Source organism: Streptomyces sp. NPDC036813, assembly GCF_055609245.1.
The window spans coordinates 260,431-281,044 of record NZ_JBVJPV010000011.1 but is presented as its reverse complement, the minus strand read 5'-3'; the positions used below and the strand labels follow the sequence as shown (position 1 = coordinate 281,044).

The 20,614-nt window shown below is 72.6% G+C and carries 16 protein-coding genes and 2 pseudogenes; 5 read left to right on the top strand and 13 right to left on the bottom strand.

Going from position 1 to position 20,614, the window contains the following annotated elements; all coding sequences use genetic code 11:
- Positions 1–5: 5 nt before the first annotated feature.
- The 9 genes from pstA to ACZ67Q_RS23825 all read right to left on the bottom strand — a co-directional run bounded on the left by pstA (position 6) and on the right by ACZ67Q_RS23825 (position 10,778).
- The gene (gene pstA / locus ACZ67Q_RS23865) at positions 6–1,070 is read right to left on the bottom strand and encodes a phosphate ABC transporter permease PstA (protein WP_471185442.1); all 1,065 of its coding nucleotides are present in this window, start codon (positions 1,068–1,070) and stop codon (positions 6–8) included.
- Positions 1,067–2,074 carry a phosphate ABC transporter permease subunit PstC gene (gene pstC, locus ACZ67Q_RS23860; protein WP_471185439.1) on the bottom strand — a complete coding sequence of 336 codons (1,008 nt, stop codon included), beginning with the start codon at positions 2,072–2,074 and terminating at the stop codon, positions 1,067–1,069. Before pstC ends, pstA begins: the two co-directional genes overlap by 4 nt.
- Before the next feature lie 126 nt (positions 2,075–2,200).
- Positions 2,201–3,331 (bottom strand): phosphate ABC transporter substrate-binding protein PstS, encoded by a 1,131-nt coding sequence (pstS, locus tag ACZ67Q_RS23855; protein ID WP_471185436.1) that lies wholly within the window; start codon positions 3,329–3,331, stop codon positions 2,201–2,203.
- A 358-nt stretch (positions 3,332–3,689) separates the two neighbouring features.
- Complete coding sequence (locus ACZ67Q_RS23850) at positions 3,690–4,103, bottom strand: NUDIX hydrolase (protein ID WP_471185513.1); 414 nt, start codon at positions 4,101–4,103, stop codon at positions 3,690–3,692.
- A 22-nt stretch (positions 4,104–4,125) separates the two neighbouring features.
- The gene (locus tag ACZ67Q_RS23845; protein WP_471185434.1) at positions 4,126–5,256 is read right to left on the bottom strand and encodes a CHAD domain-containing protein; all 1,131 of its coding nucleotides are present in this window, start codon (positions 5,254–5,256) and stop codon (positions 4,126–4,128) included.
- Positions 5,237–7,573 carry an RNA degradosome polyphosphate kinase gene (locus ACZ67Q_RS23840; protein ID WP_471185432.1) on the bottom strand — a complete coding sequence of 779 codons (2,337 nt, stop codon included), beginning with the start codon at positions 7,571–7,573 and terminating at the stop codon, positions 5,237–5,239. Before ACZ67Q_RS23840 ends, ACZ67Q_RS23845 begins: the two co-directional genes overlap by 20 nt.
- Before the next feature lie 693 nt (positions 7,574–8,266).
- A complete protein-coding gene (locus ACZ67Q_RS23835; RefSeq protein ID WP_471185429.1) occupies positions 8,267–9,091 on the bottom strand; it encodes a hypothetical protein in 825 nt (274 codons plus the stop codon).
- Positions 9,088–10,092 carry an ABC transporter permease gene (locus tag ACZ67Q_RS23830; RefSeq protein WP_471185427.1) on the bottom strand — a complete coding sequence of 335 codons (1,005 nt, stop codon included), beginning with the start codon at positions 10,090–10,092 and terminating at the stop codon, positions 9,088–9,090. The genes ACZ67Q_RS23835 and ACZ67Q_RS23830 overlap by 4 nt, the downstream gene beginning before the upstream one ends.
- Positions 10,089–10,778 carry an ATP-binding cassette domain-containing protein gene (locus tag ACZ67Q_RS23825; RefSeq protein ID WP_471185425.1) on the bottom strand — a complete coding sequence of 230 codons (690 nt, stop codon included), beginning with the start codon at positions 10,776–10,778 and terminating at the stop codon, positions 10,089–10,091. Before ACZ67Q_RS23825 ends, ACZ67Q_RS23830 begins: the two co-directional genes overlap by 4 nt.
- Between ACZ67Q_RS23825 and ACZ67Q_RS23820 the strand changes: the two are divergent.
- The 3 genes and pseudogenes from ACZ67Q_RS23820 to ACZ67Q_RS23810 form a co-directional block, all read left to right on the top strand.
- Positions 10,738–11,061: pseudogene (locus ACZ67Q_RS23820) on the top strand (ABC transporter ATP-binding protein); the annotation flags it as partial. The gene ACZ67Q_RS23825 and the pseudogene ACZ67Q_RS23820 sit on opposite strands and share 41 nt — an antisense overlap.
- Positions 11,058–12,614, top strand: a complete 1,557-nt coding sequence (locus ACZ67Q_RS23815) for an ABC transporter permease (RefSeq protein ID WP_471185422.1) — start codon at positions 11,058–11,060, stop codon at positions 12,612–12,614. The pseudogene ACZ67Q_RS23820 and the gene ACZ67Q_RS23815, both read left to right, overlap by 4 nt.
- Positions 12,595–13,308, top strand: coding sequence for an ABC transporter (locus ACZ67Q_RS23810; RefSeq protein ID WP_471185420.1), 714 nt, complete (start codon positions 12,595–12,597; stop codon positions 13,306–13,308). The genes ACZ67Q_RS23815 and ACZ67Q_RS23810 overlap by 20 nt, the downstream gene beginning before the upstream one ends.
- Before the next feature lie 129 nt (positions 13,309–13,437).
- On the opposite strand, the gene mshD is transcribed toward ACZ67Q_RS23810, so the two are convergent.
- Entirely contained in the window at positions 13,438–14,403 is a 966-nt protein-coding gene (gene mshD / locus ACZ67Q_RS23805) for a mycothiol synthase (RefSeq protein WP_471185417.1), read from the bottom strand.
- Between the two features lie 183 nt (positions 14,404–14,586).
- Here mshD and ACZ67Q_RS23800 point away from each other — a divergent pair, with 183 nt between their 5' ends.
- Together ACZ67Q_RS23800 and ACZ67Q_RS23795 are read left to right on the top strand one after the other, a co-directional pair.
- Positions 14,587–16,407 (top strand): bifunctional metallophosphatase/5'-nucleotidase, encoded by a 1,821-nt coding sequence (locus ACZ67Q_RS23800; protein ID WP_471185414.1) that lies wholly within the window; start codon positions 14,587–14,589, stop codon positions 16,405–16,407.
- Positions 16,408–16,817: 410 nt separating this feature from the next.
- Entirely contained in the window at positions 16,818–17,753 is a 936-nt protein-coding gene (locus tag ACZ67Q_RS23795; protein ID WP_471185413.1) for a hypothetical protein, read from the top strand.
- A gap of 26 nt (positions 17,754–17,779) precedes the next feature.
- Here the strand turns inward: ACZ67Q_RS23795 and ACZ67Q_RS23790 are convergent.
- The 3 genes and pseudogenes from ACZ67Q_RS23790 to ACZ67Q_RS23780 form a co-directional block, all read right to left on the bottom strand.
- Positions 17,780–17,995, bottom strand: a pseudogene (locus ACZ67Q_RS23790) (pectinesterase family protein); the annotation flags it as partial.
- 368 nt (positions 17,996–18,363) lie between these two features.
- Entirely contained in the window at positions 18,364–19,797 is a 1,434-nt protein-coding gene (locus ACZ67Q_RS23785; protein WP_471185410.1) for a sensor histidine kinase, read from the bottom strand.
- A complete protein-coding gene (locus tag ACZ67Q_RS23780) occupies positions 19,794–20,531 on the bottom strand; it encodes a response regulator transcription factor (protein WP_361636066.1) in 738 nt (245 codons plus the stop codon). The genes ACZ67Q_RS23785 and ACZ67Q_RS23780 overlap by 4 nt, the downstream gene beginning before the upstream one ends.
- Positions 20,532–20,614 lie beyond the last annotated feature (83 nt).

Below are 20,614 nucleotides of genomic sequence, written 5' to 3'. Positions count from 1 at the left end.
CCGCGTCAGCGACCGGTCTGCGGGGCCTTCCAGCGGGCGATGCCGCGGGCCACCAGGTTGAGGATCATCACGAAGGCGATCAGGGTGAGAGCCGCCGCCCAGGCGCGGTCGTAGGCCGCGTTGGCACCGGAGCTGTTCGCGTACTGCTGGTAGATGTACAGCGGCAGCGAGGCCTGCGGGTCGTGGAACGGGTCGCTGTTGATGAAGCTGGTCTTCCACACCAGCAGCAGCACCGGAGCGGTCTCACCGGTGATGCGCGCCACCGCGAGCATCACGCCGGTGGTGATACCGCCGATCGACGTCGGCAGGACCACCTTGATGATGGTGCGCCACTTGGGCACGCCCAGGGCGAGGGACGCCTCGCGCAGCTCGTTCGGGACGAGCTTGAGCATCTCCTCCGTGGAGCGCACGACCACGGGCATCATCAGGATGGACAGCGCGAGCGACCCGGCGAAGCCGGAGTAGCCCATGTCCAGGATGAGGATCCAGAAGCTGAGGACGAACAGGCCGGCGACGATCGACGGGATGCCCGTCATGACGTCGACGAAGAAGGTGACGGCCGTGGCGAGCTTGCCCCGGCCGTACTCGACCAGGTAGATCGCGGTGAGGACACCGATCGGCACGGAGATCAGGGAGGCGAGGGCGACCTGCTCCAGGGTGCCGAGGATGGCGTGGTAGATGCCACCGCCGGGCTCGGAGTCGCCGACCACGCCCATCGAGTGGGTCAGGAAGTAGACGTCGAAGACCTTCACACCGCGCTGCACGGTCGCCCAGATCAGGGACGCCAGCGGGATCACGGCCAGCAGGAAGCAGACCCAGACCAGGGCGGTCGCGATGCGGTCCTTGGCCTGGCGGCGGCCCTCGACGCGAGCGGCGACGGTGAAGGTGCTCAGCACGAACAGGATCGCGGCGATCAGGCCCCACTGGACCTTGCTGTCCAGGCCGGCGGCCAGGCCGATGCCCACGGCGACGGCCAGCGAGCCGGCCGCGAACGCCCACGGCGACCACTTCGGCAGCCGGGCGCCCTGCAGGGAGTCGCTGCGCTTGTCGGTGAGGGCTGCGGTGCTCATGCGTTGGCCCCCGAGTACTCCTTGCGGCGGTTGATGATCATGCGCGCCGCGCCGTTGACCAGCAGGGTGATCACGAACAGGACCAGACCGGACGCGATCAGCGCGTCCTGGCCCAGCTCGGTGGCCTCGCTGAACTTGCTGGCGATGTTCTGGGCGAACGTGCCGCCGCCCGGATCGAGCAGGCTGGCCTTGATCTCGAAGGTCGGGGAGAGCACCGTCGCCACGGCCATCGTCTCGCCGAGTGCGCGCCCGAGGCCGAGCATCGAAGCGGAGATCACGCCGGAGCGGCCGAAGGGCAGCACCGACATCCGGATGACTTCCCAGCGTGTGGCACCGAGGGCGAGCGCCGCCTCCTCGTGCATGCGCGGGGTCTGCCGGAAGACCTCACGGCTGACGTTGGTGATGATCGGCAGGATCATGATCGCGAGCAGGATGCCCACGGTGAGCAGCGAGCGGGCGGCGCCGCCCTGCCAGGAGAAGATGCCGGTCCAGCCCAGGTAGTCGTCGAGCCAGCTGTACAGGCCGCCGAGGTGCGGGACCAGGATCAGGGCACCCCACAGGCCGTACACGATGGACGGCACCGCGGCGAGCAGGTCGATCACGTACGCGATGGGGCCGCTCAGGCGGCGCGGCGCGTAGTGGGTGAGGAACAGCGCGATGCCCACCGCGACCGGGACCGCGAGGGCCATGGCGATGATCGAGGAGACCACCGTGCCGAAGGCCAGCACCGCGATGCCGAAGACCGGCGGGTTGACGTTGGTGTTCCAGTCGAACGTGGTGAGGAAGTTCCCGTCGTCCTTGCTGATCGCGATGGACGCGCGGTAGGTCAGGAAGACCGCGATGGCGGCCATGACCACCAGCAGGAAGATGCCGGATCCACGGGAGAGGCCGAGGAAGATCCGGTCGCCGGGGCGGGTGGCGCCGCGGGTTGCGCGCTTGGTCTCGGCAGCGGGGCGCTCGGGCGTGGGGGGAGGTGCGTCTGTGGTCTGCGTCGATATGTTCATCGGGTTCTCCGGTCTGCGGAGCCGCGCGGGGCGGCTCGGTGGGGTCGTACGTCGCGTACGGCCCCGGGCGGCGGTGCACCGGACGGTGCGGCCCGGATCCGGAGGGGATCCGGGCCGCACGCTTGATTAGCTCAGGCCCTCGATGGTGGTGCGGACCTTGGAGATGATCTCGGCGGGGATGGGGGCGTAGGAGTTCTGCGACAGAACCTTCTGGCCGTCCTCGGAGGCGACGTAGCGCAGGAAGGACTTGGTGCCGGCGAGGGTGTCGGACTTGTTGCCCTTGTCGCAGACGATCTCGTAGGTGACCAGGGTCAGCGGGTAGGCGCCGGCCTCGGTCGGGTTGTAGTTCAGCTTCAGCGCCAGGTCCTGGCCGGTGCCGGCGATCTTGGCGGAGGCGATCGCCTTGGAGGCGTTCTCCGCGGTGGCCTTGGCCGGCTCGGAGGCGGCGGTCTTCAGGTCGACGGTCTTGAGGCCGTCGGAGGCGTAGGACAGCTCGAAGTACGAGATCGCACCGGCGGTCTGCTTGACCTGCGCGGCGAGGCCGGAGGAGCCCTGCGCGGCCTGACCGCCCTTGGCCTGCCACGCCTTGCCGCCCGAGTACGGCCAGTCGGCCTTGGCCTGGCTGATCAGGTACTTGGTGAAGTTGTCGGTGGTGCCGGACTCGTCCGAGCGGTGGAACGCCTGGATCTTGAGGTCGGGCAGCTTGGCGTTCGGGTTGAGCGCCGCGATCGCCTTGTCGTTCCAGTTGCTGATCTTGCCGTCGAAGATCTTGGCGATCGTCGAGGCGTCCAGGACGAGGCTGTCCACACCCGGCACGTTGTAGCCGAGGGCGATCGGGCCGCCGACCATGGGCAGGTCGATGGCCTGGCCGCCGGAGCAGACCTTCTTGGACTCGGTGACCTGCTCGGGCTTCAGCGCGGAGTCCGAACCGGCGAACGCGGTCTGCCCCTGCAGGAACGCGGTGATGCCCGCGCCCGAGCCGGTCGGGTTGTAGTTGACCTGCACGCCGGGGCAGGCCTGCGTGAACTGCTTCACCCAGGCGTCGATCGCGTTCTTCTGCGCCGTCGAGCCGGACGCCTGCAGCTGGCCCTTGGCGTCGTCACACTTGATGTTTCCGGCGGCCGCGGACGTCGAGGCGCCACCCCCACTGGACTTGCTGCCCGTGTCGTCGGAGCCGCACGCCGTGAGGGCCAGGGCGCCGGAGACGGCGAGTGCGCCGAGGGCGAGGGCCCGCCGGTTCATGCGCTGAAGCTTCACTGAGGAAATTCCTTCCAGGAGCCGCCGTCCTGATTCGGCGGCGTGCGTGATTGCTGCGAAGTCGGGGTCGAGCGGACGCGTCCCCCCAGATCGCGTCCCCATCGGGTAAGGCCGAAATTAGGCAGAACAGGTGAAGCGGCCGAAGGGCGTAAATGAACGCGGGGTGAACCCCTGGGGACGGTGTGGTTAGGTCACGGAACGCTTACGTCGAGGACACGGACGGATTCCGGGCAAGCGGTACGGAAGGTGGCGGTGAGGCGGCTGTGAGGGGGGTGGCCGAGGGGTTTCCGGCTGGTGCGGGCGGGCGGCCCCCCCTCGTGCCGCGCACCGTTTCAGCCCGGGCCGGCCCGGGTGGCGACTATGCCAGCCGCAGCGCCTGGAGCAGCGCGTCGACGAGCGTGCGGTCCCTCGGCTGGGTGAGGCGGGCGCGGGCCGCCGCCGGCGCCAGCCACAGGATCCGGTCCACCTCGTCGGTGGGGGTGAACATGCCTCCGGTGGCCTCGGCGGCCCAGTAGCGGACCCGCTTGGGGCGGCCGTTCGCCAGGTAGCGCTGCGTGGGCAGCTCGGCGCCGGGCGCTGCCGTGTGGCCGGTCTCCTCCAGGGTTTCGCGCAGCGCGCCGGCCAGATCGGCCTCGGCGCGCTTGAGCTTGCCCTTGGGGAAGGACCAGTCGTCGTACTTCGGGCGGTGCACCAGGCACAGCTCCGGCGTTCCGTCGAGTGGGGAGCGGCGCCACAGGACACAGCCGGCGGCCAGGACGACAGGTGCGTTCATGGGGTGCATGGCCCGGTGCTCCTTAAGGGAGTCCTACGGCTTCCTTCGCCCAGGTCCGCTGGAACGCGTACCGGGACGCTTCCACCTCGTGCCGCTGGTCGGCGTGCAGCACGCCGAGGGCGTACGCCGTCGCCGGGGCGATCCGCGGCGTGCGGGCCGCCTGCGCCGCCGCGGCCGCCGCCTCCGAGGCGTCCCGGTGCCGGTCCAGGGCCTGCCCGGCCTGCAGCAGCCGTACGTTCGGCGCGGGGTCGCCGCCGAGCAGGGCCTCCTGGGCGTAGCGGTGCAGACGCAGCAGCAGCCGGACCTGGTGCCAGGGCGCGTCCTGCGGGTGCGGGGAGGGCGGATCGGGGGACAGGCCGTGCACCAGCGCCTCGGCGTTGTACGGGCTGCCCGCGGTGACCAGCGGCAGCGCGGCCACCGCGTCGGTCAGCCGCTCCTGTGCCGCCCCGGCCAGCGGGCGCAGATCGGCCGCCGGGGAGACGAGCGGGACCTCGCTGGCGAGCACGGCGACCTTGTCGGCGACCGCGTGGAACCGGGCGGAGCCGAGGGCCTGCAGCGCGGTGGAGTGCGCCCGGGTCCGGGCCAGCGTCAGCTGCCGGTCCAGCAGCGCGCCCGCCTTGGCCGCGCCGACGGTGAGCTGGCCGCGTTCGGTCGCCGTCGAGTGGTGGATGCCGACGGACTGCGCGGGGAGCGCCGTCGCACCCGACAGCCGGTGCAACGCCGTCAGCAGCCGCTCCAGGCGGGCCTCGTGGGCGTGCTCAAGGGCCAGGGTGCCGGAGACCCAGGCCAGTTCGGGGCGCATCTCCTCCGACCAGTCGGGGTCCAGGACCGGGCGGAAGGTGTGCAGGCTGCCGCTGATACGGCGGGCCGCGCGCCGCAGGGCGCGGGCCGCGTCGACGGACGCGTGCGGTGTCTCGGCCGTCCTCGCCCCGTTCGCCGCCCCGCCCGCCCTTCCCCCAGGGGCGGTTCCGGCCGCCCTGCCTCCGTTGGCGGTTCCGCCCGTCCTGCCTCCGTTCGTCGTCCCGCCCGTCTCCCGGTGCAGGCGCAGCGCCCTCAGGAACTCCGTTGCCTGCGCCCGGAGATACTCTGCGAGCGCGTCCCCCGTCACCGGGCCGACGGTGGGATCCGTCAGGTCATGGTGTTGCTGTGCCACGCCGGCGCCTCCGGGCGTCTATGAGCATCTCCTGGACGTTGCGCAGGGGTTGACCGTCCCCGTCGGTCGCGTGCCGGGTCCACTCCCCGTCCGCGCCCAGGTGCCAGGACGCGGTGGTGCCGGACATGCCGGTCTCCAGCAGGCGGTTCAGCGCGGCCCGGTGACCGGGGTCGACGACCCGGACGAGGGCCTCGATGCGGCGGTCGAGGTTGCGGTGCATCATGTCGGCGCTGCCGATCCACACCTCCGGCTCACCCCCGTTGCCGAAGGCGAAGATGCGGGAGTGCTCCAGGAAGCGGCCGAGTATGGAGCGGACCCGGACGTTCTCCGACAGGCCCGCGACGCCCGGGCGGATCGCGCAGATCCCGCGCACCCAGATGTCGACCGGGACACCGGCCTGCGAGGCGCGGTACAGGGCGTCGATGATCGCCTCGTCGACCATCGAGTTGACCTTGATGCGCACGAACGCCGGGCGGCCCGCGCGGTGGTGCTGGATCTCCTTGTCGATGCGGGAGATCAGGCCGTCGCGCAGCGACTTCGGCGCGACCAGCAGACGGCGGTAGGTCTCCCGGCGGGAGTAGCCGGAGAGACGGTTGAACAGGTCCGACAGGTCCGCGCCGACCTGCGGGTCCGCGGTGAGCAGACCCAGGTCCTCGTACAGGCGGGCGGTCTTGGGGTGGTAGTTGCCCGTGCCGACGTGGCTGTAGCGGCGCAGCGTCTCGCCCTCCTGGCGCACCACGAGGGACAGCTTGCAGTGCGTCTTGAGGCCGACCAGGCCGTAGACGACGTGGCAGCCGGCCTCCTCCAGCTTGCGCGCCCACTTGATGTTGGCGTGCTCGTCGAAACGGGCCTTGATCTCGACCAGGACGAGGACCTGCTTGCCGGACTCGGCGGCGTCGATCAGCGCGTCCACTATCGGGGAGTCGCCCGAGGTGCGGTACAGCGTCTGCTTGATCGCCAGCACGTCCGGGTCCTGCGCCGCCTGCTCGAGGAACGCCTGCACGGAGGTGGAGAAGCTGTCGTAGGGGTGGTGCAGGAGGACGTCGCGCTGGCGCAGCGCCGCGAAGATGTCGGGGGCCGACGCCGATTCCACCTCGGCCAGGTCCCGGTGGGTGCCCGCGATGAACTTCGGGTACTTCAGCTCCGAGCGGTCCAGGCTGTGGATGCGGAACAGGCCGGTGAGGTCCAGCGGGCCGGGGAGCGGGTAGACCTCCGCCTCGGAGATCTTCAGCTCGCGGACCAGGAGGTCGAGGACCTCGCGGTCGATGGACTCCTCCACCTCCAGGCGCACGGGCGGGCCGAAGCGGCGCCGCATGAGCTCCTTCTCGAGGGCCTGGAGGAGGTTCTCGGTGTCGTCTTCCTCTACCTCGAGGTCCTCGTTGCGGGTGAGGCGGAAGGCGTGGTGCTCCAGCACCTCCATCCCCGGGAACAGCTCCTCCAGGTGCGCCGCGATGACGTCCTCGATGGGGACGTAGCGGCCCGCGGAGGCCTCCAGGAAGCGGGAGAGCAGCGGCGGGACCTTGACGCGGGCGAAGTGGCGGTGGCCGCTGACCGGGTTGCGGACGACGACCGCGAGGTTGAGGCTCAGGCCCGAGATGTAGGGGAACGGGTGCGCCGGGTCGACCGCGAGGGGGGTGAGGACCGGGAAGATCTGGTGCCTGAAGAGGGTGAACAGGCGGGCCTGTTCCTTCTCCGCGAGTTCGCTCCAGCGGACCAGGTGGATGCCCTCGTCGGCGAGCGCCGGGGCCACGTCCTCGTGGAAGCAGGCGGCGTGCCGTGCCATCAGCTCGCGGGAGCGCGCCCAGATCATCTCCAGCACCTCGCGGGGCTGCAGGCCCGAGGCGGAGCGGGTGGCGACGCCGGTGGCGATACGGCGCTTCAGTCCGGCGACGCGGACCATGAAGAACTCGTCGAGGTTGCTCGCGAAGATCGCCAGGAAGTTGGCGCGCTCCAGGAGGGGGGTGTTCGGGTCCTCGGCGAGTTCCAGGACACGTTCGTTGAAGGCCAGCCAGCTGCGTTCCCGGTCCAGGAAGCGGCCCTGGGGGAGCGTGCTGCCCTTGCCGTCCCGGCCGTCCGGGGACTCCTCGTAGCCGTCCAGGTCGGCGTCGAGGTCGGGATCGAGGTCGGAGACAGGGGCGGACACCGTGTGGGGGCGGTGCGCGGCGATGGAGCCCACGGAGGGCTGCGCGTGCTGGACCTTGTCCTGCGTCTCAGACTGGCTCATGGACCCATTCTTCCGCGCCAGGAGGGTGACGGGCGCGTCGGAAAGTGCGGGGCCCTCCGGGGGGTGCTGGGGCTCTGGCACGGCGGGCTTCATTGCGCGAGCGTCGCAAGCTCGTCTGAATCGATGGTTACGGGGATATGACGTGTGGGTGCCGGTGCGTGCGGGTGCCTGCGGCGCCGGGTGCGTGGTCGGGTGTGGGTGTCTGTGGCGTGGGGTGCGGCGTCGGGTGTGGGTGCCTGTGGCGTGGGGTGCGTGGTCGGGTGTGGGTGTCTGTGGCGCTGGGTGCGTTTTCGGGTGCGGGGTGCGTTGTGGCTGGTCGCGCCGTTCCCCGCGCCCCTTTTTATGCCTGCGGCGGCCCGTTGCGGTCCGGTGGCCGGTTGCGGTCGCGCCTGCGGTGCGTCGTGGGTCGGGGCCGGGGCGGGGGGTGTCCGTCCTCGGTCCGGCCGCCCGTTCCCGACGAGTGCAGCCTTGCCCGGGGCCGGACGCTGCGGGCGGACGCCCCCCGCCCCGGCCCCTTCCCGCCGTACGCGGGTGCCCGTCGTCGTCGCTTCAGCGCGTGCGGGTGCCATGACCTCGGAGGTGGGGGCAGTCGTGCCTCCCCCAAGCCCTTCGAGCAGGGAGGGGGGCCCAGGGCGGCACGGTGGGCGTCGGTGCTGGGGAACTCGGGATGCCGGGTCGCTTTCCCGATGCCCCCGGGCCGATGGAAACGCCGGACGCGGAAGGCCCGTCGTGAAAGTGAAACGTGCACGTCCCTCCCCCCGAAAGAAGGGACGTACACGTGGAGGCTCAGGCCGTTCGGCGGCGCAGCAGCGTGAAGGATGTCGCGGTCGCCGTCGCGGCCAGGGCCAGGACGATGCCGCACTCCACGAGCTGAAGCGGCCAGTAATGAGACTCGGGGTGGAAGACGGCGTAGTAGCCGTGCGCGTTCCGTCCGCCGGCCAGTTCCCAGGCGTGCTCGGGGAGGTCGACGGGGCGCGCGGTGGTGCGGGTCTTCGTGGGCCACAGGTCGGCCCGGTACGTCTCCAGGGTGAGCGCGAGCAGCCACATCACGGTGACCGAGGCGCCGAGGGCCGGCAGGGCGCGGCGCAGGAGGAGCGCGGCCAGGGTGCCCACGGCCAGGGCGCACAGGGCGTACGCCACCGCCGCCGGGCCGCGGGCCAGGAAGAGGGCCGGGGTGTACCAGTCGTCGAAGGCCAGGTCCCGGTTGATCGCCCAGCCCCGGTGGAACACCGTGACGAGCACGGTGAGTCCTGCGGTGAGCGTGAGCGCGGGCAGCGCCAGCTTGGCCGTCAGCCAGCGGGTCGGGGTGATGCCCTGGGTCCAGGCGAGGTGCGCGGTGCCGGATTCCAGCTCGCGGCCGATGAGCGCACCGCCCGCGTAGGCGGCGACGAGGAGGAACGCGTAGCCGGTCAGGAGGGCGATCACGCCCGCGCCTGCGGCGTAGGGGGAGGCGAAGGTGTCGCAGTAGTCCTGGGCGCAGTGGGTCTGCGCGGCGCGGGTGTCGTCCGCCGTGAGCCGGCTCAGCCAGAGCGTCCAGACGGTCAAGGCGAGGATCAGGGCGATCCACACGGCGGCCGCGGCGCGGTGCACGCGCAGGAGTGTGTTGGTCATACGGCGGCTGCTTTGCGGCCCGTGATGCGGTGCAGCGCCAGGTACGCGGCTGCCGTGAGCAGCGCGGTCAGGGCGAGGGTGAGCGCCGTCGTGGTCAGCTGCAGCGGCCAGTAGTGGGATGCCGGGTGGTAGGTGTGGAAGTGGCCGACCGCGTCGAGTTGCTCGTACCGGGCCCGGCAGTCGGGGTAGGTGCTGCCGCCGCAGCCGGGGTCGGCGAGGTGCCGGCCGGTGGAGGTGACCAGGCCCTCGTCGACGTACAGGACGTCCCCGAGCAGGTCGGCGTTGCGCAGGTCGGTGGTGTGGGTGACCGTGGGCCACAGGTGCGGCATGGCCTGGTCGGCGATCGTACGGACGACGAGGGCGAGGACCGTGCCGGACATCAGGGCCGGCAATGTGCGCTGCCACAGGAGGCCCGCGAGCGCGCCGGCGGCCAGGCCGGCCAGGGCGAAGGCGATCGTGGTGGGGCCGTTGGCGTGCAGGGTGGTGCTGTCGTACCAGGCCTCGGCGGTGTCGATACGGCCGTTGGCCGCCGTCCAGGCCAGGCGGTGCAGGGTGACCAGGAGGGCGGTGCCGGCGGTGACCAGGACGGCCGGCAGGGCGAGGCGGCCGGTCAGCCAGCGGGTCGGGGTGACGCCCTGCGTCCAGATCAGCCGGGCCGTGCCGGACTCCAGCTCGCGGCCGACGAGTGCGGCGCCCGACCAGGCGGCCACCACGAAGGGGACCGCGGTGACCGCGATGGTCGTGTACATGTACAGCGCCTTGTAGCGCAGGATCGCCGGCTGGTCGTAGGCGCACACCTCGGTGTGGCACGCGTTCCACTGACGCCAGGCCGCAGCTGCCGCGTTGGTCACCGGGCCGTACAGCCACAGGAGGGCCACGGCGGTCGCCAGGACCAGGGCGGCCCAGGTGAGCAGGGCCGGGCGGTGCAGGCGCAGCAGCCAGTGCAGGTGGCGGGGCGCGTGCGTCTTCCGGACCGGCGCGGGGGCGGATATGGCCCTCACGCGGCGGCCTCCTGGGGGAGGGCCGGTGCCTCGGGGTTGCGCAGGTGGGCCAGGACCAGTTCCTCCAGGGTCGGTGCCGAGGTGCGCCAGTCGGTGGGGAGCGGGGCTCCGGGGCGCAGGAGGGCGGTGAGCTGGCGGCCGGTGGTGCGGGACTCCACGACGGTGTGCGGGGTCAGGTCGGCGGTGTCGGCGGGGGCGCTCACGCGTGCGTGCGCCTCCAGCAGGGCGTCGATCTCGCCGGACAGGCGGACCGCGCCGCCGCCGAGCAGGAGGAGGTGGTCGCAGGAGTCCTCCAGTTCGGCGACGACGTGCGAGGACATCGCGATCGTCGTGCCGTGCTGCGCGGCCTGCGCCATGAGCGTGCCCATCAGTTCGTGCCGGGCGAGCGGGTCGAGGTCGGCCATCGGCTCGTCCAGCAGGAGCAGCTCGGGGCGCTTGCCGAGGGCCAGGGCGAGGGCGACGCGGGTGCGCTGGCCGCCGGAGAGCGAGCGGACCTTGGACCGGGGGTCGAGATCGCCCGCCGCTGTGACGCGTTCGGCGGTGGCCGCGTCCCAGCGGGCCGGGTTCAGGTCGGCGCCCATGCGCAGTGTCTCCGCGACGGTGAGCTGCGGGTACAGGGGCTTGTCCTGGGCGACGTACCCCACACTCGCCCAGGCAGGCGAGGGGCGCACGGTGCTGCTGTCCACCCACCAGACCGAGGACGTGGCGATGCTGTGCCACCGGGTGATCGTCCTGGCCGGCGGACGAGTCCGCTTCGAGGGCAGCCCCGCCGAGCTGACCGCACGGGCGGCGGGCCGTGTGTGGAGCAGCGCCGACCGCGACCCCGGCGCCCGCGCCGGCTGGCGCACCGGCACCGGCACCTACCGCAACATCGGCGACCCGCCCGAAGGTGCCGACCTCCTCGAACCCACCCTGGAGGACGGCTACCTGCTCACCCTCGACGACCTGGCCACGGAGGTGGCGGCATGAGCGCGACGATCACCCCGCCGGCGCCCGCCGTCACCGGACCAGAGCGCACCGCCCGCCCCTGGCGGACCGCACTGGCCCTGGCCCGCTTCGAGGCGCGCGAACTACTGCTGTATATCCCGGTGTTCGTCTTCCTGCTGCTGTACACCGGTTACACCCTCTGGCAGTTGCTCGCCGACGGTGACGGCATGGACCACTACCCGGTGCTCCAGGACGTCGACCGCGCCACCCAGACCGGCCCGCTGCTGGTCGCCATCGCCGTGTTCCTGTGCGTCAACCGCGCCGCGCTGCGCTCCCACCGGCACGGGACCGACCGGCACTTCGCCGTGCTGCCCGTCCCGCCCTGGCAGCGCACCCTCGCGCACGCCTTGTCCGTCGTACCGGTCGCGGCCGTCGTCGCCCTCGTCGTCACCACCGAGTTCACCGTGGCAGCCCTGCGCCCGGGCGCGGTCGGACACGGCTCGGTCGCCGAGCTGGCGGTCGGCCCGCTGTCGGTGCTGCTGGCCGGGGTGCTGGGCGTGCTGCTCGCCCGGCTGGTGCGCTCCTCCTTCCCCGCCCCGCTGTTCGTCATCGGCCTGTACGTCCTGGTGACCCTCGTCGCCGTCGCGGCGGACGGTTCCGGCCCTGACTGGGGCAACTGGCTCTCCCCGGTCGTCGACGAGAGCGGCGGCAAGCCGGTCCCCTCCGGTCTGCTGGGCCGCCCGGCCGGCTGGCACGCGCTGTATCTGCTCGGGCTGGCGGTGCTGCTGCTGTGCGCCGCGCTGCTGCGCAGCGGGCTGCGCAGCCGGTCGCTGGGCGCGCTCACCGCCCTGGCCGTCGCCGCCACCGGCGCGGGCGTCGCCGGCCAGTCCACCGGCACCGGGCACGAGGTCCTCGCGGCCCGTACGACGGCCTCGGTCCACCCGGAGCGGATGCAGCGATGTGTTCCGCACGGCACGAACGTGTACTGCGCCTTCCCGGAGTGGACCGGCCGCACCGCCGACTGGGCCGGCGAGGCCGACCGGGTCCAGCAGCTCGCCGGGGGCGCCGCGCTCCACCGCAGACTGACGGTCCGCCAGCGGATCGAGGCGCGCTACGGGCTGACGTCGGACTCCGCGCTCGCCCCGCTGACCGGGCCCGGCCAGGTGACCGTCGGCACCCGCTGGGGCGGCAACCGCGTCCCCGAGTTCGCCGTGGGTGTCGCCTCGGTGCTGGTGGCCGGGGACGAGAAGGCCGCGAGCGGGATGTGCGACGCCCGCACGGTGACCGTGATGTGGCTGGCGCTGGCCGCCCAGCCGGACCCGATGACCGCGCTGCGCGACGTCCGGCTCGACGACACCGTGACGGGCCCCGCCATCGCCCTCAGCCCCACCGACCCGGTGTCCATGAGCGCCGCGCAGACCGACGTCGTCCGGGAACTGCTGGAGAAGCCCCGCGCCCGGGTCACGGCCTCGGTCAAGGCCCACTGGGCGGAGCTGACCTCGCCGAAGACGCCGCTGACGCGGGTCGCCGCACTGCTGGGCGTATCGGCTCCGGCTCAGGTGAAGGGGGAGGGCGGTGACTCCTGTGACTCATGAGACCGCCCCTCCTCAGAGCGCCGGGGCCCCGGCCGGCCGGCGCGCCGCCGCCTTCGGCACCCTCCTGGCGGCCACCGCCCGGACCCTGCCCCGGGCCCCGCTCGTCGCGGGCGCCGCGCTCGGGCTGCTCACGGTCGCCTGCTCACGCCCGCTGTCCGACGGCCCCGCCGACCCCTGGCTGAGCCTGACACTGCTGCGCGTGGCCGCCGTGTGCCTCGGCCTCGGCCTGGCGTTCCTGCTGGACGACCCGGCCCGGCGTACGACGGAGACCGTGCCGACGGGGCGGGCGCTGCGGGCCTGCCTGCGGCTGACGCTGATCGCCCCGCTCACGGCGGTGTGGTGGGCGGCGGCCCTGCTGCTCACCCCGTCCGCCGCGCGGCCCCCGCTGGCGCGGACCACCCTGGAAGCCGTCACGCTGGCCATGCTGGCCCTCGCCCTCGCGGCGGTCGCCGTACGCCGCAGCCCCGAGCCGGAGCCCGGGCGGGCGGCGGCGGTGGGAGTGCTGTCGCTGACCGTGCTCGCCGCGCTGCTGCCGGACCGCTGGGGGCTGTTCGTCGCACAGGGCAGCCCGCACTGGGCCGGCGCTCACGACCGCTGGGCGGCGCTGCTCGCGGTGACGGTGGCGGTCTGGGTGTTGTCCATACCGGAGCCCTTGCGCCGCGGCCGGATGCGACGCCGCCCGTCGGGCGCCTGAGACGCCGCGTCCGGTCCGGAGAAGCGTTACGAGCAGCCTGAAACGCCGCGTCCGGCCGGAGAAGCCTTACGAGCAGCTGGAAACGCCGGGACCGAGCCCCCTTTGGCGACCACGCGTGGCGGCTCGCCGTCAGGTCTCCGTGCGGTACATCAGGTCCGTCTCGTACGTGGTGAAGCCCATCCGCTCGTAGACGGACACGGCCGCCTTGTTGTCGGCGTCGACGTACAGCATGGCCGTCGGCAGGCCCTGGGCCGCCAGGTGCCGCAGGCCGATGATCGTGAGCGCCTTGCCGAGTCCGCCGCCCTGGTTGCCGGGAGCGACGCCGAGGACGTAGATCTCGCCGAGCTGCTCCTCGGCGTGGACCTTCGTCCAGTGGAAACCGACGAGTTCCCGTCCCCCGGCGCCCCCCGGGGTTCCGGCCGCCCCTGCCGGCTCCCGCTCGGCCAGGAAGAACCCGGCCGGGTCGAACCAGGCTTCCGCCTTGCGGGCGTCGAGGTCCCGCTGGGTGAGGGAGCCCTGCTCGGGGTGGTGGGCGAAGGCGGCGGCGTTGACGGCGAGCCAGGCGGCGTCGTCCTGGCCGGGCACGAAGGTGCGCACCGTGACGCCCTCGGGCAGCACCGGATCGGGCAGGTCCAGGCCGGTCAGCGGGCGCCGCATCTGGCGCAGCTCGCGGAACAGGGTCAGCCCGAGGACCTGCGCGAGGTGCCGGGCGGCGGAGTGCCCGCCGTGCGCCCACACGCGCAGCCGCTTGCCGGACGCGGCGAGCAGGGCGGAGCCGAGCGCCCGTCCGTGGCCGTGGCCGCGGTGGGCGGGGTGTACGACCAGTTCGGCCGCCGGCGCCTCCACGGGGTCGGTGTCCTCCAGCTGGGCGTAGCCGACGAGTTCGCCGTCCACGGTCAGCAGCAGATGGGAGACGCCCTCGCGTTCGCCGTCGCGCAGCTGGAGCCGGCCCTGCTCGGACACCGCCTGCTGGCCGTCCGAGTGGGCGGCCTCCGCGAGCAGGCCGAGGACCGCCTCGGTCTGCTCCTCGGAGAGCGCGGCGTGGGTCTCGATGGATCGGGCGCCGGGAAGCCGTGCGATGTCGTCGCTGGTCATGCGTACGAGGGTAAGGGGCGCGGCCCGCAAAGTGGGGACAAAGGCGAGGGCAAAGGGAAACCAGGATGTAACCCCGAACCCCCTGTCGCGCTACGCGCGTTGACCCTAGGCTGCGCCCGGGCGTGGCCACTGCCGCACCGGACCCGCCAGGTCACGTCGTCACCGCACACCACAGGGGGGCGCATGCCAACCACCGACCAGCCGAACCACCCCGCAAGACGCCGCACCCGCCGGCTGCTGGCGGCCGCCGCCGCGCTCGCCACGGCCGGCGCGCTGGCCGCCGCGCTGCCCGCGTCCGCGAGCACGGACGCGCGGCACGGGCCGGGCGGCCATCACAGGCCGGTCCCCAGCCGCTACCAGGACGTGCAGCTGCTGTCCTTCAACGACCTGCACGGCAACCTCGAACCGCCGTCCGGTTCCTCCGGCCGCGTCACCGAGCTGCAGCCCGACGGCACGACGAAGACGATCGACGCGGGCGGCGTGGAGTACCTCGCCACGCATCTGCGCGACGCGCGCAAGGGCCACCCGTACTCCATCACCGCGGCCGGTGGCGACATGGTGGGCGCCTCGCCGCTGATCTCCGGCCTGTTCCACGACGAGCCGACCATCGAGGCGCTGAACAAGCTGAAGCTGGACGTGACCAGCGTCGGCAATCACGAGTTCGACGAGGGCGCTCAGGAACTGGCCCGCCTGCAGAACGGCGGCTGCCACCCCAAGGACGGCTGCTACACCGACGAGGGCTTCGGCGGCGCGGACTTCCCCTACCTGGCCGCGAACGTCCTCGACGAGAAGACCGGCAAGCCGATCCTGAAGCCGTACTGGGTCTGGCAGAAGAGGGGCGTGAAGATCGGTTTCATCGGCGTGACCCTGGAGGGCACCCCGGGCATCGTCTCCGCCGACGGCGTCAAGGGCCTGACCTTCAAGGACGAGGTCGAGACGATCAACAAGTACGCGAAGGTGCTGCAGCGCCAGGGCGTGCAGTCGATCGTCGCGCTGATCCACGAGGGCGGCTATCCGGCATCGGGGTCGTACAACTACGACTGCGACTCCCCGGGCGCCGGTGACGGCATCTCCGGCCCGATCGTCGACATCGCCAGGAACGTCACCCCGGCCGTCGACGCCCTGGTCACCGGTCACACCCACAACGCGTACGTGTGCACCATCCCCGACCCGGCCGGCAAGCCGCGCATGGTCACCTCGGCGTCCTCCTTCGGCCGCCTCTACACCGACACGACGCTGACGTACGACCGGCGGACGGGCGACATAGCGCGTACGGCGGTGAAGTCGGCGAACCACGTGGTCAGCCGGGACGTCCCCAGGGCGGCGGACATGACCGAGCTGATCGGCAAGTGGAACGCGCTGACCGCGCCCATCGGCAACCGTCCCATCGGCTACATCGCCACCGACGTGCCGAACACCGGCACCGAGTCCCCGATGGGCGACCTGATCGCCGACGCCCAACTGGCCTACGGCAAGCAGCTGGACCCGAACACGTCCCTGGCGCTGATGAACCCCGGCGGAGTCCGCGCGGGCCTGACGTACGCGGCCAAGGCGGCCGAGGGCGACGGCGTGGTGACGTATGCGGAGGGCTTCACGGTCCAGCCGTTCGCCAACACCGTCAACCTGCAGGACTTCACCGGTGCGCAGCTGGTCCAGGTGCTCAGGGAGCAGGTGTCCGGCCCGAACCAGGCCGCGCCGAAGATCCTCCAGCCGTCGGCGGGTCTGACGTACACCCTGGACATGACGAAGACCGGCGCGGACCGCGTGGTCACGGACTCCATCCGGCTGAACGGCAAGCCCCTCGACCCGGCGGCCACCTACCGTGTCGCGACGAACAGCTTCCTCGCGGGCGGCGGTGACGGCTTCCCGACGCTGGGCCAGGGCACGAACGACGTGGTCGGCACGGACGACCTGGCGGCCCTGGTGCAGTACCTGACGGCCAACTCCTCCGCCTCGAGCCCGCTCGCGCCTCCGGCGGCGAACCGGATCGCGATCTGGCAGTAGCACTACCGCCGAAAAACCGAGTCCCTCGGGGCCCGGCCGCTCCGTACGCACACCGTACGCAGCGGCCGGGCCCCGCCCATTTCCCGGCCTGGCGGGTGGCTGAGTGAATTCCAGGTGAGTCCGCCGAACAGGCCGCCCGGGCAGCCGCCGCCCACGCCTTCATCACCGCACTCCCCGACGGCCACGACCCCCGCCTCGGCCCCGGCACCGCCGCCTGATGTCCGGCGCACGACGAAACACCCGCCACGCCGGCCCGAACGGCCTGCCGTCAGCCCCGACGGGACACTCGTCCCCCAGAGTGCATATGCCAACCCCTGGTCACTCTTTGTGATGACCGCAGCATGCACCGACCGGTCTTCTGTCGGCAGGAAAGGGGCCGCACCAGCCGACGTGCCGGGGAGGAACCCGAATTGGCGACGCGTCACCGCATGCTCCTGGCCGCAGCCGCCTGCGCCCTGCTGGCTGCCTGCTCCGGTCCCGGAGGGGTGGCCCTCGGGGAGGACTGGAAGGGGCGGGCGGAGAGTCTCGCCGTGATGCCGCAGCAGGCCGATGACGGGACGAGGACGGTGAGTGCGCAGATCGTCGCGCTCTCCGACGGGCGGCGGCTGGTCACCGTGCCCCGCAAGGGCGGTGGCAGCGACCGGCGTTACGTGCTCGACCCGCGGGCCCGGTCGCTGGACGGCATGGGCACGGGAGCGGGGCCGAGTCGTGTGCTGCCGGGCAGGACGCTGGTCGGGGAGGTCGCGGGGCTGCCCGATTCCCGGACGGGGGACACGAGGGTGCTGGTGAAGGACCCGGCCGACTGGGCGACGCAGCGGGAGATCACCGTGCCCGGGACGGTCCGGTTCCTGGCGTCCGACCCGGCCTCCGTCGCCGTCTGCCTGGCCACCGACCGGGCCGTCTTCGTCGCCCGGCTGGCGAGTGGGGACGTCGAGCAGGCGGCAGCCGGGGGTGCCGTCGCCGGGCTCGCGTGTCCCGGCGGGCGGCCGGTGGTCGTGGTGACCGGCCGGGCGGGCAGCGCCGGCGGTCCCGCCCTCGGTTTGCGGCGTACGCCGACGGCCACCACCGTCACCGTCCAGCGCGCCCGGGTCGATGCCGTCGCCGCCACCGCGACCTCCGTCGTCCTCGCCGTGGCCGACGGGGAGGACACCCAGGTCGTGGAGGTCGCCGCCGGGACGGGCGAGGAGGTGCACCGGGTCCGCGTCCCGGACCATCCGGCCTCGCTCGCCCTCACCCGCACCGTGGCAGGCTGGCTGCTCTACGACGAGAAGAAGGCGACCCGGGTCGATCTCACCACGGGACGCACGACGGAGATCGATCTGCCGGGCACACTGCTCGACGCGTGAGACGGCTCCGGCGGCCGGAGCCCCGAGGACGCCGTAGGTGTCCGGTCGCCCGGCCGGTCCGCCACCTCCTGCCGAGCCGCCTGCGCGTCCGTCAGCCGGGGGCGGTCGGTGCTTGCGCCGCCCGCTCCCGGGCCGGAGTCGCGGCACTCCGCGAAGCTGTCGTCCTTCCAGGAGAAGTCGCTCATGTCGGTCCAGGGGGCGGGCTTGATCGCCGCGCTCGGGGAGGTGTTGCGGACCGTCGTCGTACTTCTCCGGATCGGCCTGCGTCGTCACGGTGACGGTCCGCCCGTCGCGGCCGCCGCACGCGCCCGTTCGGCCGAGGGCGTGGACCGAGGCGAAGCCGTCGGCGGTCTCGGCGGCCCGGGCAGGGGCGGCCGTCGGCGTCCGGTGCTGGGCACTCGCGCCGGACACCGTCGCGTACGTCAGCGTCGCGGCTGTCGTCAGGGCCGGCGGCAGACCGGCCGCGAGCGCCGTGCGGCGCCTGCGGTGACGTGACCTGTGGGGGGACGTGCGCCCTCGTACGACCGCCCTTGCGTTTCCGCTCCCGTGCGGGACCGAAGCGTCCATGGAGTGCCGCACGGGACGGAAAAGTCGCCGCGAGAAGGCGGTCCTACGGCGCCGGCGTGTCCGGAGGCGGTGTCGGCGCCCCCGGCAGCCGTACCGTCGCCACCGTGCCGCCGCCCTCCGCACGGCCCAGCGCCACCTGGCCGCCCGCCTGCTGCACCGTGCGCGCCACGATGGACAGGCCCAGGCCCGAGCCCGGCAGCGCCCGGGCCGACGGGGAGCGCCAGAAGCGGTCGAAGACGTGCGGGAGTTCGTCCTCCGCGATGCCGGGGCCGTGGTCGCGCACGGTCAGCACGCCGTCGGTCAGACGTACCTCGACGGTGCCGGACCCGGGGCTGAACTTCACCGCGTTGTCCAGGATGTTGACCACAGCCCGCTCCAGCGCGGCCGGTTCGGCACGGACGTACCAGGGCTGGAGGTCCGCCGTGATCGTCAGCTCGGGGCCGCGCAGGCGGGCGCGGCGCAGCGCCGACTCGACGGTGTCCTCCAGGGAGACGACCTGGATGCGTTCGCCGCGCTGGTTGTCGGCGCGGGAGAGTTCCTGGAGGTCGCCGATGAGCGAGGCCAGCTCCGTCATCTGCGCCTTCACCGACGCGAGCAGCGCCTTGCGGTCCGCCTCGGGCAGCGGGCGGCCGGTCTCCTCGCTGCGCGAGAGCAGCTCGATGTTCGTGCGCAACGACGTGAGCGGCGTGCGCAGTTCGTGGCCGGCGTCGGCGATCAGCTGCTGCTGAAGGTCGTGGGAGCTGGCCAGCGAGGAGGTCATGGAGTTGAACGAGCGGGACAGCCGGGCGATCTCGTCGTCGCTGTCGTCCTCCACGGGGATGCGGACGGTGAGGTCCTCGGTACGGGCGACGTGCTCGACGGCCTCGGTGAGCTTGTCCACGGGGCGCAGGCCGGTCCGGGCGACCGCGAGGCCGGCCGCGCCCGCGCCGAGCACGCCGATGCCGGAGACGAGGAGAAGGATCCAGGCCAGCGAGGACAGGGGCCGGGTGACCTCCGAGAGGGGCTTGGCGATGGACACGGCGATACCGGTCTGCACCTGGCCGGTGGCGCGTTCTACGACCGGAAGGGTGTAGACGCGCACCGGGGTGCCCTCGGTGGTCCCGGAGGTGTGCAGCGAGTTGCGCCGGAGGCCGTCGGCCACGGCCACGTCGGAGGATTCGACACGAACGGTGTCGTTGGCCGGGTTGAGGCAGGTCGAGCCGTCCGAGTAGAGGATCGTGACGATGGGGGAGTTGGGGGGCTGCGGGATCTTCTGCGGCTCGGGCAGCTGGCAGTTGCGCAGCATGCTCTGCAGCAGCCCGCTCTGGACCTGCTCGCTGCGCAGCTCCTGGTCCAGCTGGTCGTAGAGCTGACCGCGCACCAGGAACCAGCACGACAACGACACCGCCGCCACCGCGAACGCCACCGCCGCCGCCACCAGCAGGGACAGCCGCGTCCGGATCGGCAGCGTGCGGAAGCGGCGCAGTGGGCCCGTCACTCCGCGCCGCCCTGCCGCAGGACGTAGCCGACGCCGCGCACCGTGTGGACGAGCCGGGGCTCGCCGCCGGCCTCCGTCTTGCGGCGCAGGTACATGACGTACACGTCGAGGGAGTTCGACGAGGGCTCGAAGTCGAAGCCCCACACCGCTTTCAGGATCTGCTCGCGGGTGAGCACCTGGCGCGGGTGTGCCATGAACATCTCCAGGAGGGTGAACTCCGTGCGGGTCAGCTCCACGGCCCGCCCGCCCCGCGTGACCTCGCGCGTGGCGAGGTCCATGCGCAGGTCGGCGAAGGTGAGCGCGTCCTCGTCGGCCGGGTCGCCCGCGCCCACGGCCGCCGCGTAGGAGCTGCGGCGCAGCAGGGCGCGGATGCGGGCGAACAGCTCGTCCAGCTCGAAGGGCTTGACCAGGTAGTCGTCGGCGCCCGCGTCGAGCCCGGTGACCCGGTCGCCGACCGTGTCGCGGGCCGTCAGCATCAGGATGGGCGTGGTGTCGCCGGTGCCGCGGATGCGGCGGGCGGCGGTCAGTCCGTCCATGCGGGGCATCTGGATGTCCAGGACGATCAGGTCGGGTCGGTAGGCGGTGGCCTTCTGCAGGGCGTCCGCGCCGTCGACGGCGACCTCGGTGCCGTATCCCTCGAAGGCGAGGCTGCGCTGGAGTGCTTCGCGCACCGCCGGTTCGTCGTCGACGATCAGGATGCGCTGGGGGTCACGGTCGCCGTCGGCGGGGCTCATCGGTCGCGGTGTCCTCGGGTGCGGTGGGTCGGGTTTCCCGGCGGTATCAGCCTCGCATGCCGGTGGCGTGCCGGGACACGACA